Annotated in this window: 13 protein-coding genes and 1 other annotated feature; of the genes, 3 read left to right on the top strand and 10 right to left on the bottom strand. The window is 30.5% G+C overall.

From position 1 onward, the window contains the following. Window positions 1–510: 510 nt before the first annotated feature. From HGI79_RS04225 to HGI79_RS04250, 6 genes are all read right to left on the bottom strand, one after another. The gene (locus tag HGI79_RS04225) at window positions 511–1,434 is read right to left on the bottom strand and encodes a sugar phosphate isomerase/epimerase (RefSeq protein WP_185649414.1); all 924 of its coding nucleotides are present in this window, start codon (window positions 1,432–1,434) and stop codon (window positions 511–513) included. 18 nt (window positions 1,435–1,452) lie between these two features. Then, entirely contained in the window at window positions 1,453–2,553 is a 1,101-nt protein-coding gene (locus HGI79_RS04230) for a Gfo/Idh/MocA family protein (protein WP_185649437.1), read from the bottom strand. A gap of 577 nt (window positions 2,554–3,130) precedes the next feature. Continuing rightward, window positions 3,131–3,424 carry a SemiSWEET transporter gene (locus tag HGI79_RS04235; RefSeq protein ID WP_185649415.1) on the bottom strand — a complete coding sequence of 98 codons (294 nt, stop codon included), beginning with the start codon at window positions 3,422–3,424 and terminating at the stop codon, window positions 3,131–3,133. A 221-nt stretch (window positions 3,425–3,645) separates the two neighbouring features. Then, window positions 3,646–4,971 carry a 6-phospho-alpha-glucosidase gene (locus HGI79_RS04240; protein ID WP_185649416.1) on the bottom strand — a complete coding sequence of 442 codons (1,326 nt, stop codon included), beginning with the start codon at window positions 4,969–4,971 and terminating at the stop codon, window positions 3,646–3,648. Window positions 4,972–5,179: 208 nt separating this feature from the next. Next, window positions 5,180–6,757, bottom strand: a complete 1,578-nt coding sequence (locus tag HGI79_RS04245) for a PTS transporter subunit EIIC (RefSeq protein WP_185649417.1) — start codon at window positions 6,755–6,757, stop codon at window positions 5,180–5,182. Between the two features lie 580 nt (window positions 6,758–7,337). Continuing rightward, window positions 7,338–7,712, bottom strand: a complete 375-nt coding sequence (locus HGI79_RS04250; protein ID WP_185649418.1) for a hypothetical protein — start codon at window positions 7,710–7,712, stop codon at window positions 7,338–7,340. A 332-nt stretch (window positions 7,713–8,044) separates the two neighbouring features. On the opposite strand from HGI79_RS04250, the gene HGI79_RS04255 reads away from it, so the two are divergent. Then, entirely contained in the window at window positions 8,045–8,533 is a 489-nt protein-coding gene (locus HGI79_RS04255; RefSeq protein WP_185649419.1) for an Lrp/AsnC ligand binding domain-containing protein, read from the top strand. Between the two features lie 171 nt (window positions 8,534–8,704). After that, on the top strand, window positions 8,705–8,920 hold the full coding sequence (locus HGI79_RS04260) for a DUF378 domain-containing protein (protein WP_185649420.1): 216 nt from the start codon (window positions 8,705–8,707) through the stop codon (window positions 8,918–8,920). A gap of 148 nt (window positions 8,921–9,068) precedes the next feature. On the opposite strand, the gene argH is transcribed toward HGI79_RS04260, so the two are convergent. The 3 genes from argH to HGI79_RS04275 form a co-directional block, all read right to left on the bottom strand. Then, a complete protein-coding gene (gene argH / locus HGI79_RS04265; RefSeq protein WP_185649421.1) occupies window positions 9,069–10,385 on the bottom strand; it encodes an argininosuccinate lyase in 1,317 nt (438 codons plus the stop codon). 2 nt (window positions 10,386–10,387) lie between these two features. Beyond that, window positions 10,388–11,593: an argininosuccinate synthase gene (locus tag HGI79_RS04270; protein WP_185649422.1), complete on the bottom strand. Its 1,206-nt coding sequence runs from the start codon at window positions 11,591–11,593 to the stop codon at window positions 10,388–10,390. Window positions 11,594–11,891: 298 nt separating this feature from the next. Next, a complete protein-coding gene (locus HGI79_RS04275; protein ID WP_185649423.1) occupies window positions 11,892–12,575 on the bottom strand; it encodes a hydrolase in 684 nt (227 codons plus the stop codon). A gap of 186 nt (window positions 12,576–12,761) precedes the next feature. Then, window positions 12,762–12,818, top strand: a sequence feature (sodium ion sensor (DUF1646 type); this cis-regulatory element may regulate processes involved in with the transportation of sodium ions). A gap of 107 nt (window positions 12,819–12,925) precedes the next feature. Here HGI79_RS04275 and HGI79_RS04280 point away from each other — a divergent pair. Next, window positions 12,926–14,113: a cation:proton antiporter gene (locus tag HGI79_RS04280; RefSeq protein WP_185649424.1), complete on the top strand. Its 1,188-nt coding sequence runs from the start codon at window positions 12,926–12,928 to the stop codon at window positions 14,111–14,113. 262 nt (window positions 14,114–14,375) lie between these two features. Here HGI79_RS04280 and metF read toward each other — a convergent pair whose 3' ends face one another. Next, window positions 14,376–15,242 (bottom strand): methylenetetrahydrofolate reductase [NAD(P)H], encoded by an 867-nt coding sequence (gene metF, locus HGI79_RS04285; RefSeq protein ID WP_185649425.1) that lies wholly within the window; start codon window positions 15,240–15,242, stop codon window positions 14,376–14,378. Window positions 15,243–15,282: the final 40 nt, after the last annotated feature.

Below are 15,282 nucleotides of genomic sequence, written 5' to 3' on the forward strand. Positions count from 1 at the left end.
TTAAATTTAACTTATGCGTAGGAACATGCTACCAATTCTGACGTTAAATTTAAATACTTTTTCAATGAGTCTTGGTGAGGTATTTCATAAAAAGCTTAGAACTTAGATATGTCTGAGCGAAGCGAGTTTATCTAACTTCTTAGCTTTTTATGAAATCCGAACCTTAGACTCATTAAAAAGTATTTAACATGACTAAGAATTGGTATCATGTTCCGGAGTATAAGTTAAATTTCGGGCATGCTTATCTATATAGGGTTCCTAGCTCGAAACTTAACTTATATGGAGGAATATGTTTCCAAAACTGAAGCACATTTAAAAAGTTTTTTATCAGTCTTAGTGAAGTATTTTAGAAAATCTTAGAAGCTTAGATATGTTTGAGGTACGAGTTTATCTAAGGTTCTTAGATTTTCAAAATACGAACTTTAGACTGATTAAAAGTTTTTAACGTGCTGAAGTTTGGCAACATATTCCGGAGTATAAGTTAAGTTTTCACCTTGGAACTCTATACCCCTATACTAGCTCTTTAAGATAACTAATTCCAAGATGCAAACCTTCTTTTACTTTTTCTTCACTACCTTCATAAAGAGGATCTTCATGTTCAATACTTACTACTCCTTCATATCCTACTTCTCTCAGCTCGTCCAAAAAACTTTTCCAATCAATCTGTCCAAGTCCAGGCATCCTATACCTCCAGTATCCACAATCATTAAAACTAACATTTAGCTGCTTGTTATATACGCCATATGTTTTTAATTTATCTTCAAATACTTCAGCATCTTTTGCATGTGTATGGAATATTCTATCTTTGAATTCCTTAATAGGACTAATATAATCCATGAGCATTGAATGTAAATGAGATGGATCATAGTTTAATCCAAAATTCTTATTAGGAACTCTTTTAAACATTTCTCTCCAAAGCTCAGGAGAATATGAAATAGTTCCTGGTATTCCCTTCACCTGCCAACCAGGCATTGCACAATTTTCAATAATTACCTTTATTCCTCTATCCTCAGCGTACTTTACTAAATCACTGAATACTTCTTCAAACTCATCAAAGTTTTCATCTATAGTCTTATTTATATTTCTTCCAATAAAGGTTCCAACTGCTGGAACTCCTAGTAATACCGCAGCATCAACACACTTCTTAAAATGATTATTTATATTAGTTCTTCTGTTAATATCACAGTGTAAATTATTATCATAATAAGCAAGGGATGATATTGTAAGTCCGTACTCTTTAAAGTATGCTTTAATCTCTTCTGCTTCCTTTTCAGTAAAATTATCTACATCTATATCACAACTTGAATAATCTCTATTATTAGATGCTGGCCAACAAGCAATTTCTAATGCTTTGAATCCCTGCTCACTTGCCCACTTTGCTTTTTCCTTAAGTGGCATATTTCCAAGGCTTACTGTTAATAATCCTATATACATATTAAGTTCCTTCCTTTACTAATTATTTAAATATACAGGTTTTCCAGTTTTAGAAGACTCATATATTGCTTCAAGTATTTCTGTAACTATAAGTGCCTGTTCTGGTTTTACTATAGGTTCCTCATCATTTAATATGCAATCAATCCACTGTCTTGCTTCTAATTCTGCTGGATCCTCTGAACTTCCTTCATAAAAAGCAACTCCTCCAGCATTTAAATCAACTTTAGTCTCATATAATCTACTTAAGTTTTCTCCATTTAAACGAAGACCTTCTTTCATATCAGCTCCGCCTTCTGTTCCACATAGAGTTGTTTGTGCTTCACCCACTTCAAGACTATTTAGTGCCCAGCTGGATTCCAGCACAATGGTTGCTCCATTTTCCATAGTAATAAATCCAAAGGCTGAATCCTCTACTGTAAATTTAGCTGGATCCCATGGTCCCCAAGCATTAGCTGCGTTTTCCTTACCACTAAGCTTATGATATACATTTCCAACCACATATTTAGGCTTATAATTATTCATCATCCATAAGGTTAAATCCAAAGCATGGGTACCTATATCTATTAGAGGGCCTCCTCCTTGCTCAAATTCATTAAGAAATACTCCCCAAGTAGGAACAGCCCTCCTTCTTATAGCATGTGCTTTTGCAAAATATATTTCTCCTAGTTCTCCCTTTTCACAAACCTGATGCAGGTATCTTGAGTCTCCTCTAAAACGGTTTTGATAACCTATAGTAAGTTTCTTACCTGTACGCTTTGCAGCCTCAATCATCTTTCTTGCATCTTCCGTTGTCTTTGCCATTGGCTTTTCACACATTACGTGTTTTCCAGCTTCTAGTGCATCTACAGTAATAAAGCTATGTGATCTATTAGGTGTACATACATGAACCACGTCAATACTCTCATCCTTTAAAAGATCCTTGTAGTCCTCATAAATCTTTGCATCTTCTTTACCATATTTTTTTAGGGCCTCTTCTGCTTTATCTTTTATGATGTCACAAAAGGCTACTATTTCAACTTGTGGTATTTTAGCCAAATTTGGCATATGCTTTCCATTTGCAATTCCACCACACCCTATAATACCAACTTTTATTTTCTTTTCATTACATGTGTCTTCCATAATAATTCCTGATTTATGCTGCACAGATAAATACAGCATAAAGTCAGTTTCACACCCCTTCCCCATTTAAGACTTAGTAACAGATATAAAAGACCTTGCTCTTTCTCTGCTTACGTTTACATGTATAATTCTATAATATAATACAATTATTTACTAGCCATGAATTGCTTAGTTATTCTCAAATATTGCTTTTCTAAGAAAGATAGATTTCACCATTATTATAATATTAAAATTAACATTGACTTAATCTATATTTGATTTATGCAATAAACTCAGTGTAAATTCAATGAGTATTAATATTTTACTCTAAATTTTAGAACATTGATTTTGTATGCCTAATGGCACGTTTTTAAGAGGTTGTTTCAGAATATACTTTAATTGAAGGATTTATTAATAATCTTTCATAATTAAAATAAACACTATAAATTTATTGAATTTCAATAAATTTTCATAGTGTTTTTATTATATTGAACATAATTATGAAGGGAATTTAAAAAATCCTGCATGTATTTTGACTTTTGATACAGTCCCTTTTGTTTTATCTATATTAATTTTTTTAGATAATATGAAGAATATATTATTGATCCACTTTTTCTAAAATCTCTTTTCTCGACGATACTAACTTATCTGGCTTATCCTTATACTTAATTTTAAAAATTAGTATTATTGATGCAAATATAAATGTAACAAAATTTGCTAAAATTACAGGTAAATCTTTAATTTGTATTCCATATACCAGCCAACAAAATACTCCTAATACGAACATATTGTACATTACTAATGATATTCCTTTTGTATCTTTTGTTTTAATTACTTTTATAGCTTGAGGTAAAAAAGAAAATGTTGTTAAAAGTGCCGCTAACGTTCCCAAAGTATATTCACTCCTCTATTGATTTTGTATTATATTTATCAAGACCTTAAACCACTAGCAATTCTGCTTCAATTTATAAGGGATTTATCCTTTTATAAGTATATATAACACACTTAATTTTAAAAGATAAATCCCATATTTTTTAATGCCTAAAACCGTTATTTTTACCTAATTTTTTTATTTACTTATGATAACTTTATAGTGATTTTGATTTTAAAATATTACTTTAATTCAGGCCAATAAGCTTTATTAGCTTCAATTAAATCATCTAAAATATTCTTAGCAACTGATGCACTAGGTACTGTCTTAGAAAGAGTAATTGCTTGCCATAACTTTTGGTAAGACTTTTCTGCCCATGCTTCAACTACTAATTTTTCTACTGAAACTTGTTGTTCCATTAATCCCTTTTGGAATTGTGGAATTTTACCTATTACTAATGGCTCTGGACCATTACTGCCAAGGATACAAGGTATTTCAACCATAGCTGTAGGATCAAAGTTTTCAATAGCACCATTGTTTTCCACAATTAATAACATTCTTTCCTTTGTGTTGTATGCTATAGCTCTTGCAAGATCAACTATATATGAAGCATGCTCGTCTATATGTAATCCGCAGCCTTCTGTAGATTGTTTTTCAATAACCTTTCTACATTCTCCAAATACAAACTTTTCTCTTCCATCCATTACTTCATTTGCTCTTGTATATTCTTTATTAGAATGCTTAACAACATAATCTTGGAATAAATAATATTTTAAATAAGTATTAGGTAATGTATCTGGATCAACAGCATATACATCTTTTGCTTTAGCAAAGGTATCATTCCAGCTTGCTTCGGTATGTTGGCTATCTCCATTAGTAACTACATAACCATGCTTAGAAACGTGTTCTTTTATTTTTGGCATTAAATCGTTTCCTTCTTTATCACGTATGTCTGTCCACCAACCAAAGTGATTAAGTCCATAATAACGAACTGACATATCTTTTCTTGACTCTAATCCTAAAATTTCAGCCATACGTACTTCTATACCTATTGGCATATCGCATATGTTTAATATCTTTGAATTAGGTCTTAATTTTCTAGTAGCTTCTGCAACTATTGCTGCAGGATTAGAGTAATTTAGCATCCATGCATTTGGTGAATACTTTTCCATATAGTCAAGTATTTCAATAACTCCACCAATAGATCTCATTCCATAAGCCATTCCTCCTGGACCACAAGTTTCTTGTCCAAGTACATCATACTTTAGTGGAATTTTTTCATCTAATTCACGCATTGCATATTTACCTACTCTTATATGAGCCATAACAAAATCTATATCTGTAAAAGCTTCTTCTGGATCTACTGTTGCTAAAAACTCAATGTCTGGTGCTTTCTCTCTTAAAATAACCTCACATGCTCCAGCAACTATTTCTTGTCTTTCTTTATCATTGTCGTAGAATTTTAATTTTCTTATAGGGAATTTATCTAAGTTATCTAACAGCATTAATATTATTCCTGGTGTAAATGTACTTCCACCACCAGCTATAGTTACTGAGAATTTTTTCATAATTATTCCTTCTTTCTAATTTTATTTTATATTTATTTGCATATTATGAACTATTTTACAGCAAGTAGGTTAACTCTACTTATTTTTATCTTTTTATATCAAATCTTTATGTTTATACTTTAGCAAATTTTTTCATCTACTTAAATACAAAAACTCCATAAAAAAACAGATTAAGTTAAATAGTAATTTGTTTTAAATTCTTTTAATGTTAATTAGCAAGATATTTATCTACTATATTTCTGATTCCATTTACTTTTGGTCCGTATATTACTTGCACATTATTACCCTTCTTTATTACCCCAGCTGCTCCATTTCCTTTTAAAGATGCTTCATCAACTACTTCTATATCTTTAAGCTTTAATCTCAAACGAGTAAAGCAATTATCAACGGTTTCTATATTTTCCTTGCCACCAAGTGCTTCAACTATTATAGCTGCTAAATTTGAATCTACGTCTTTGGCTGCAGCAGTTTCCCCTGAGCCCTTAGCCATTTTTTCCTTAAAATCCTTTTTAGTAAATAACTTCACTGCATTATCTTCTCTACCAGGAGTTTTAAGATTGAATTTTTTAATTAAGAATGTAAATGTAAAGAAATACACTACTAATTGTACTAATCCTACAGCGATAAATATAGGCCATCTAGTTCTACCGATTCCTGCTGGTAAATTATAAGCTATAAAATCTATAAATCCACCTGCTGCATAAGTCCTAACTCCTAATAACACAACTATAGTTTGGAACACACCGTCTAAAACTGAGTGAACTACCCACAAAAATGGTGCTACAAACAAAAATGTAAATTCTAGGGGTTCTGTAATACCAACTAAAATTGATGTTGCTACTGCTGGTATTAAAATAGACTTTAATGTAACTTTATTTTCAGGTTTAGCTGTTTTATAGAATGCTAATGCTGCCCCTACTAATCCAAACATTTTAACTATACCATATTGTAAATATTTTGCTGATGGATCAAAAACCTTTACAGACGGATCAGTTAGTTGTGCTAAAAATATATTATAGGCTCCATAATAGTTCTGTCCATTTACAACTAACTCTCCCCCAATGTTAGAGTAAGAAAATGGTGTCCATATTAAGTGATGTAATCCAGTTGGAATTAAAAATCTATTCAAGAACCCGTATAAAAACATACCTGCAGCACCAGCTGCATTTATAAATCCTGTTAAAGCACTAATACCACTTGCCACCACAGGCCAAACATAACTAAATACTATTGACAGTACTAATAGAATAGGAGTTAGCACTATAAATACCAATTTAGTATTTCCATATAATCCAAAGGCTCCTGGGAACTCTTTATTACAATATTTATTATGTACAAGTGCTATTGCCACCCCAAGAATCATTCCAAGAAAAACTCCCATGTCTATTACTTGAAAGCCTAATTGTATAGTTTGTCCAGTTCCATATAAATCAGATGTAACCTTATATTTTACTAGTTTTCCTGTTAAAGTAAGCCACTGATTATTAGCTCCTAAGAATACTAAGTATGAAAATAACGCTACTAGTGCCGCTTCTGCTTTCTTTTCTCTTGCTATCCCCATAGCTATTCCTACACAGAAAATAATACTTAGATTTGTCATAACAGGCCAAAGACCACTAGCAATAAACTTACCTAGTCCAATTAAAAAACTTCCTTGACCTACAATAGATGGATTACTGAGAATAGAAGCTAAAGCTAAGATTATACCAACAATCGGTAAAAATAATACTGGAACAACTATAGCTTTTGCAAAAATCTGCATTCTATCTACTATTGCATCTTTCATTTAAATTCCCCCTTCACAACTTTAGTTTTAACTCTACAAAAATGTAGTTTCTAAACTTTTTAATCATATCCCGAATTTTCTATTAAAATAAAGATAACTTTGATATATTGATATTTAAATTATGATTTTTTAACTCCTCATCTCCTCTCGATAAAGCATAACTTATTCTGCACCTCCTTTGTATAAACAGAATTCTTGGCTTCAGGTGGAGTTTTGACTCCACCTGAAGCTTAGAAATCGTTATCCAGGGACGTAGCCGCTCTTTACTCCCAATTAAGCAGAGAGCCAAAATCTGTGATTTTATGCGAATCCCTTACTCATCTGACGTAAGGAAGATGAGTTTCATATAAATATGAGAGTATTAGAGCGGGTAGTCATCGGATAAAACATTAATTAAAATGTTTACATTTACACTTTATCAAAATTTTATACTGAATTAAATAGAAAAAGGCTATAAAAAAACAGATTAAGTCAAATAATAACCTGTTTTTTATAACCAAAAATCGGTTTAAGCTTATCTCCGCTAAGGACTTTTATTCTAAGTATCTTTGTATATTTTATAAATTCCTATATACTATAACTAATTCTTATTTTTTTTGTTTCCTATATTATTAGTTCTATTAGGTTTAGCCTTTGGCCTTATAACCACATCGTCTTTTTTGCCGCGTTTACCAGGTACATTATACATTGCTCCTGTTTGCAAATCTATAAACCATAAAAATAATATTATAAATACTCCAGTTTCAGCATACTGCCATATAGTTCCATTTAAATTATATTTATAATATGCGGCTATTATATTTGGTATAAAAAATACTGCTGCTGCTAAAATCAAAATAAGCCACTTATTTGGGTGTAGTTTGCTTAGTAAACGATTTTTCAATTGGGTATAAACAACTAAGTATATAACTACAAAAAATAAAATTTGTAGTATTAAAGTTAACCATTGAGGCATATTGTTAGTTCTCCTTTCAAGTATATGTATTAATTATATTATCATATACTTTTATTTCCTTAGCAATAGTTTTTTTTTTAATTCTTGTCTATAATATAACTATATCCACTAGAAAATATATTAAATAAAATATATACTTATAAATAAACTTATTCTATTATAGGTATATTTATGTATTAACATAAGAGTTTAAAAAATAAAAATATTTAAATTTGTTAAACTAACAATATTTTTTGATATAATATTAGTAAGTTAAAATCTTAAACTTTTACATTTGTAAAATTTAATTATATTATCAAGAATTTTACAGTTTTAAGAAGGAGTGGTTAACAATGCATTTAAAAGTTAATGGTTTAGATGACTTAGATCTACAAATATTAGATATACTAATAAAAGACTCACGGACTCCGTTTCTTGAGATAGCTAGACAATGCCATGTAAGTGGTGGAACTATCCATGTAAGAATGAAGAAAATGGAAGATATGGATATCATAAAGGGTACAAAACTTATCATTGATAACTCAAAATTGGGATATGATGTATGCTGTTTTATAGGTATTTATCTTGATAAGGCAAATTCATTTAATACAGCTCTTGATCAACTAAAACAAATAAAAGAAATTGTGGAGCTCCACTATACTACAGGCCAGTATTCTATTTTTGCAAAGATAATATGTAAAAATATATCTGATCTTCAAAACCTTCTCATGAATAAAATACAGGCTGTAGATGGTATTCAAAGAACAGATACTTTTGTATCACTTTTTCAACCAATTGATAGAAACATAGATATTAACATATCTGAAGAAGATAATGATTAGTTAATACATAGTTATTACTACCTTTTTTAATTTTTTCACTGAAAATAATTATATAATATAATTTCCTATAAAAATACCTTGAGTTAACTTTAGGTATTTTTATTTTATACTTATATTTTTTATAAAGTTGCAAATAATAACTTTGTATCAAAAGAAAAAGGAGATGTATATATGAGAACACTAGATACTATTGCACTATTACTTGTTGTTATAGGCGCCATAAACTGGGGATTAATAGGATTCTTTAATTTTAATTTAGTAGATTCATTATTTGGCACAATGTCAACATTTAGTAGAATTGTATATGCCCTTGTTGGTATAGCTGGATTATATGCCCTTTCATTCTTTGGAAGAGATAGAAATACAAACTCAAGGGAAGCTAAATAAATTATTTTATTTTTAAAACTAATAAAGGTGGAAAACTTATGAAAGCTTTCCACCTTTATTAATTATAGTTATTATATCTAGGCTTATTTTAACATTTGTCCGATGACTACCAACTCTAATACTTCCATCAGATTAAAGTTTCACTTTATTATAAAAGTTCTTTCTTTATTCCTCTATTTAAAGTGTTTTTGTAGTCTATAAAATCATATATATCTTCTCCAAAAAGATTGCTGAAATCTTGCAACTCATTTAAAGAAATATCTTCTATAGCTTTAGAATTTTCTTCACAATAAAGTACTATTTCTCCTATTACCTTATGAGCATCTCTAAAAGGCATACCTTTACCAACTAAATAATCTGCAGCTTCTGTAGCATTAAGGAATCCTTTTTTAACTGCATTATAAGTATTCTCACTTTTAACTTTTAAAGAAGCCAGCATACCGCTCATTATCTTTAAACAGCTTAATACAGTATCTAAGGAATTAAAGAACTGTTCTTTGTCTTCCTGCATATCCTTATTATAAGCAAGTGGAATACCCTTCATGGTAGTTAGCAGAGACACCAGTGAACCGTATACTCTCCCTGTCTTACCTCTTATAAGTTCTGCTGCATCTGGATTTTTCTTTTGAGGCATAATACTGCTTCCTGTTGAAAATTCATCATCTATTTGTATAAAATCAAATTCCTTACTGCTCCATAATATTAATTCTTCACTTAAACGACTTAAATGCATCATTATTATAGAGAAAGAAGATAAAAGCTCTATGACATAATCTCTATCACTTACACCGTCTAAGAAATTATCTACAGGCTTTTTAAAGCCTAATTCCTTAGCTGTAAAGTTTCTATCTATATTGTAAGTAGTACCCGCTAATGCGCAGCAGCCTAATGGGCTTTCATCTAATATATCTATAGCATTAAGAATTCTTTTTTTATCTCTTTTAAGCATGTTATAATATGCCATAACATGATGCTTAAAAGTGACCACTTGAGCTCTCTGGAGATGGGTATATCCTGGCATTAAAACATTATTTTCTTCACCAAGTTTTACTATTACATCTTGAAGAGTTTCTATATTCTCAACTACTTCATAAGCTTTTTTCTTAGCGTAAAGTCTTAAATCTACGGCTACCTGATCATTTCTACTTCTAGAAGTATGAAGTTTTTTTCCTAACTGTCCTATTCTGCTTATTAGATTCATTTCAACAAAACTATGAATATCTTCGTGTTCACCTTCAATAAGAAGCTTTCCTTCTTCTATATCTTCAAGTATTTCTGTTAAAGTATTTACTATTTTTTCGCATTCTTCCGTTGTTAAAATTCCAGACTTTGCAAGCATTTTAACATGGGCTTTACTTCCTTGGATATCTTCATAATATAAAGTTCTATCAAAGCTTAGGGAGCTATTAAAGTCCTCCATAAGCTTACTTTCTGCTTTTTTAAATCTTCCACCCCAAAGCTTCATAATTAAACTTCCTTTTTCTTGTCTATTAAAGCTTTAATTTTATATGGAAGACCAAATAGCTTTATAAAGCCTTCTGAATCTTTATGACTATATAAATCACTTGCACCAAAGGAAGAAATGCTTTCATCATAAAGGGCATATGGTGCATCTACTCCAGCTACCATTATGTTTCCTTTATATAGTTTTAATTTAACTGTTCCTGTTACGTTTTGTTGTGTAGTCTCTATAAATGCATCTAAAGCTTCTTTTAAAGGAGTAAACCATAAACCATCATAAACTAACTCTGCATACTTTTGAGAAATACCTTGTTTATAATGATATGTGCTTTTATCTAATGTTAATCTTTCTAACTCTTTGTGCGCTGCATAAAGTATTGCTCCACCTGGAGTTTCATATACACCTCTAGATTTCATTCCTACAAGTCTGTTTTCCACAATGTCAATAACACCTATTCCGTTTTCTCCACCAATTTTATTTAATGTTTCAATAAGCTCTACTGGATCTATTGCTGACCCATTTAATTTTTCAGGCACACCTTTTTCGAAGGATAACTCTACATAAGTTACTTCATCCTTTGCTTTTTCTGGTGGAACAGTCATCATATAAATGTCAGTTTTATGTTCATTTTTAGGATCTTCTAGATCTCCACCTTCATGACTTAAGTGCCATAAATTTTTATCTCTTGAATATATTTTTTCTTTTGTTACAGGTACCTCTACACCTTTAGCAGTAGCGTAGTCTATAGCATCTTCTCTTGATTGAATATCCCATATTCTCCAAGGAGCAATTATTTGTATAGATGGATCAAAGCAAGCTATTCCTACTTCAAAACGCACTTGATCATTTCCTTTTCCAGTACATCCGTGAGCTATGTATTTAGCACCTTCTTCATGAGCTATTTCTACAAGCTTCTTTGCCATTAAAGGTCTTGCAAGTGATGTTCCAAGCATATATTTATCTTCATATAAAGCCCCAGCTTTTACTGCTTTAAATAAATAATCTGTTACAAACTCTTTTGTTACATTTGCTACATATGCTTTAGAAGCTCCCGTTCTTATAGCTTTAGCTTTAACTTCTTCCATGTCATCGCCTTGTCCTACATCTACACATACAGCTATAACATCTAAATCATAGTTCTCCTTAAGCCAAGGTATAATTATGGATGTATCCAATCCACCCGAATATGCTAATACTACTTTATCTTTCATAATAAATCCTCCAATCGCACTTCTCTGTTTTAAATTATTATACACTATTTTTGAATATTAATAAAACTTTAATGCTATATATATGAATAAAAATCATCTATCAATAGCTACCTATATAAATAAAAACTTTTGAGTATATATATTTTGTTTAGTCCTCAATCTTATTATAATTATACATAAATTATAATAATTATGCAATACTCTTTTATTTTTTTATTCATAGGGATTCAAAAGTGAAAACTTAATTTTTAGCAATATATATAATAAAATACCTTAGACTAATCTAAGATATTCCATTTTACTCTTCAGTTGTATTCCTATATCTATCCATGCTATGCCTAAATAGCTCAGCACTACTAGGTGGACTATATGTGATTGAATTAGCTCCTGCTTCAATAGTAGCTTTTATACCTTCTTCATACTTACCTCCTGTAGCTATTATAGGGAAATTAGGATGTTCTTCTCTAATTTTTTTAACCACATCTATTGTCTTTTTTCCAGCAGCTACATTGAAAATAGTAGTTCCTGCTTCTATTCTAGCCTGAAAATCTTCTTTATCTGTAACTACTGTAACTATAATAGGTATATCTATAGTATCCCTCATAGCTCTTATAACCTCGTTAGATGTAGGACTATTAACAACAACACCCATGGCTCCTTTAAACTCCGCATCTAGAGCTAAATTCACTACTCTTTTTCCCATGGTAAGCCCACCGCCAACGCCACAAAATACTGGTACATCTGAAGCTGACACTAAAACTTCAGTAATTACTGGTTGAGGAGTAAATGGGTATACAGCCATAATAGCATCTGCATTATTATTTTTTATAACTGCAATATCTGTAGTAAATACAAAAGATTTTAATCTTTTACCAAAAACTTTTATACCACTGGCTGTTCTTATAATATCAGGTACATCTATCATATGACTCCTAAGAGTTCCTTTTATCTCAGGTACATATTTGCTTGATTTCTGATTCATATACGACCTCCATAACATATAATTACTATATTATTTTATCCTAGTAATGAAAAATATTCTATAGAAACTTTATTTAAAATAAGTTATTTATTTGTTTATGCATAAACTTACATAATTTATTATAAAATATTGATTTTTTATTACAATTTTGATAGTATAATTTTATATAATTGAATAATATTTTCCGGTTGGACAAGTTTTAAAGTTGTTTTCAAGAGAGTTTAACTTCTAGGGTGGGAAGTTCCTTTTAAGAATTTTTCTGCTCTTTTTGTCGTTTAAAATGTAAATTTAATATCCAAGCATATTTTTTCATATTTTTTTAAAATTATAAATTAAAGGAGTTGATTTTTATGGAAAAAATATTATTAGATTTAGCTTTAATTCTCATATGTACAAAAATAGGAGGACTTATAAGCAAACACTTTAAAATGCCCGAAGTATTGGGAGCTCTAGTTGCTGGCGTAATACTTGGTCCATCTGTACTTAACTTAATTCATGAAAACAGTAATATAGAGCTGCTATCAACACTCGGTGTAGTAGTACTTATGTTCCTTGCAGGTCTTGAAACAAATTTAGAAGAATTTAAAAAGGCTGGACTTAGTTCTTTGGTAATTGCTTGCGGTGGTATTTTAATTCCACTAATCTTTGGTACTTTGTCTGCATACTTCTTTTTTAATAACCTTTGGGAGAATTTATTTCTAGGAGTTATACTTACAGCTACTAGTGTTACTATCTCAGTACAAACCTTAACTGAACTTGGAAAACTTAATACACGAGCAGGTATAAATATACTTGGTGCTGCAGTTATAGACGATATTTTAGGACTTATTTTAGTATCTGTGATCTTAGCCATAGCTCCAAGTTCTACTGCAGCAGCAACTTCAGCTAATCCTTCTTTACTTTTGACCTTTATAAAAATAATAGTATTCTGTGTGGTTTCAATAATTGCTATAGTATATTTACCTAAACATTTGGATAAATATACAAAGAATATTCAACCTCAACATAGCCTTGTGCTTTTCTCTGTTGCTATTGCCTTAATATTTGCATTTATAGCTGAAAGCTTAGGCATTGCAGCTATAACTGGAGCCTATATATTTGGTCTTCTTCTTTCATCTTTAACTCATAAGGAATATATACAGAAAAGAGTAAATGTACTTTCAGCAGTTTTGTTATCGCCTATATTCTTTGCTAATGTAGGGATATCTGCAAATATACAAGGGTTAAACTTAGAAGTTATATTTATAACCTTAGCTATGTTCCTAGTAGCCGTACTTGGAAAATTACTCGGCTGTTCCCTACCTGCTAGATTAATGAAAATGAAAAAAAGTGAAGCCATACAAATAGGAATTGGGATGATTTCAAGAGGGGAAGTTGCTTTAATAACAGCAAATATAGGACTTCAGAAAGGCATAATATCAGAGGAAATATTTTTACCTACCATTATAGTTGTAATCCTTACTACTATAATAACACCTGTATTATTAAAAATATCCTTTTCTCATAAACTTGAAAAATCAGTTAATGTGGACAATTAAATAATTATCTATATGTGATTTTATAGTAAAAATTTAACTTATACGTAGGGATATGTTGACAATACTGAAGACACATTTAAATATTTTTAATTAGTCTTAGCTGGAATTTGAGAAAAACTTAGAACCTAGATATGTTTGAGCGAAGCGAGTTTATCTAGGTTCTTTTATATTATTATGAAACTCCTCTTCCTTTGGTCAGATGAGTACTCACAGAGGCGGGTAAGTCGAGTTTTAAGGTTGTTTAGCTAAAACTACTGTACCTTTACTTTCTATAACTATCGATGTTCTCCATAATTTTCAACGCAACCTCTGGTTTATTCATAGTGTATATGTGGACTCCCTTAACTCCATTATTAATTAAGTTATTTATCTGTTCTATAGCATATCCTATAGCATACTCCTTAAAAGCTTGTTGGTCATGCTCATATTTTGATATAATTTCTTTTAGCATTTCTGGAATTACGGCTCCTGAGAGTGACACTATTCGTTCTATCTGTTTCACACTAGTAATTGGCATGATTCCTGCAATTACAGGTATATTTATGTTATTTTTGTGAATCTTGTCTGCAAACTTATTAAAAATATTGTTATCAAAGAAAAGTTGAGTAATTAAGAAATCTACACCTTCTGATACCTTTTCTTTTAGATGCTTTATATCTTCATCAATATCCGTACATTCTATATGTCCTTCTGGATATGCAGCTGCTGCAATAGAAAATTCACCTATATCCCATATATCTCTAATTAAATCCTTTGCATATTTATAATTTAAGTCCTCTTTACCAGCAAAATCCTTAGGGATATCACCTCTTAAAGCAAGTACATTATTTACATTGTGATTTTTTAATTCACTTAAGATTTCTTTTATTTCATCTTTAGTAGAACTTACACAAGTTAGATGTGCTAATGCCTCTATTCCAAACTCATTTTTTATCTTAGATGATATTTCAACTGTTCTATCTTTACTGCTTCCACCAGCCCCATAAGTTACACTAATAAAATCTGGCTTCAACTTGCTTAGCTCCGCAATGGTTTTATATATACTATCTAAATTTTGATCCTTTTTAGGTGGGAATATTTCAAATGAAACAGTTTGTTTTTTTTCTGAAAGTATATCTTTTATAAACATGTATAATTCTCCTTTATCTATTTACAATTTAAGACATGGT

This window comes from Clostridium sp. DJ247 (assembly GCF_014231265.1).

Excerpts from the sequence above, each read along its gene's own strand:
- HGI79_RS04225 (WP_185649414.1), bottom strand. The coding sequence starts at position 1,434 with ATGTATATAGGATTATTAACAGTAAGCCTTGGAAATATGCCACTTAAG.
- HGI79_RS04230 (WP_185649437.1), bottom strand. The coding sequence starts at position 2,553 with ATGGAAGACACATGTAATGAAAAGAAAATAAAAGTTGGTATTATAGGG.
- HGI79_RS04240 (WP_185649416.1), bottom strand. The coding sequence starts at position 4,971 with ATGAAAAAATTCTCAGTAACTATAGCTGGTGGTGGAAGTACATTTACA.
- HGI79_RS04245 (WP_185649417.1), bottom strand. The coding sequence starts at position 6,757 with ATGAAAGATGCAATAGTAGATAGAATGCAGATTTTTGCAAAAGCTATA.
- HGI79_RS04250 (WP_185649418.1), bottom strand. The coding sequence starts at position 7,712 with ATGCCTCAATGGTTAACTTTAATACTACAAATTTTATTTTTTGTAGTT.
- HGI79_RS04255 (WP_185649419.1), top strand. The coding sequence starts at position 8,045 with ATGCATTTAAAAGTTAATGGTTTAGATGACTTAGATCTACAAATATTA.
- HGI79_RS04260 (WP_185649420.1), top strand. The coding sequence starts at position 8,705 with ATGAGAACACTAGATACTATTGCACTATTACTTGTTGTTATAGGCGCC.
- argH (WP_185649421.1), bottom strand. The coding sequence starts at position 10,385 with ATGAAGCTTTGGGGTGGAAGATTTAAAAAAGCAGAAAGTAAGCTTATG.
- HGI79_RS04270 (WP_185649422.1), bottom strand. The coding sequence starts at position 11,593 with ATGAAAGATAAAGTAGTATTAGCATATTCGGGTGGATTGGATACATCC.
- HGI79_RS04275 (WP_185649423.1), bottom strand. The coding sequence starts at position 12,575 with ATGAATCAGAAATCAAGCAAATATGTACCTGAGATAAAAGGAACTCTT.
- HGI79_RS04280 (WP_185649424.1), top strand. The coding sequence starts at position 12,926 with ATGGAAAAAATATTATTAGATTTAGCTTTAATTCTCATATGTACAAAA.
- metF (WP_185649425.1), bottom strand. The coding sequence starts at position 15,242 with ATGTTTATAAAAGATATACTTTCAGAAAAAAAACAAACTGTTTCATTT.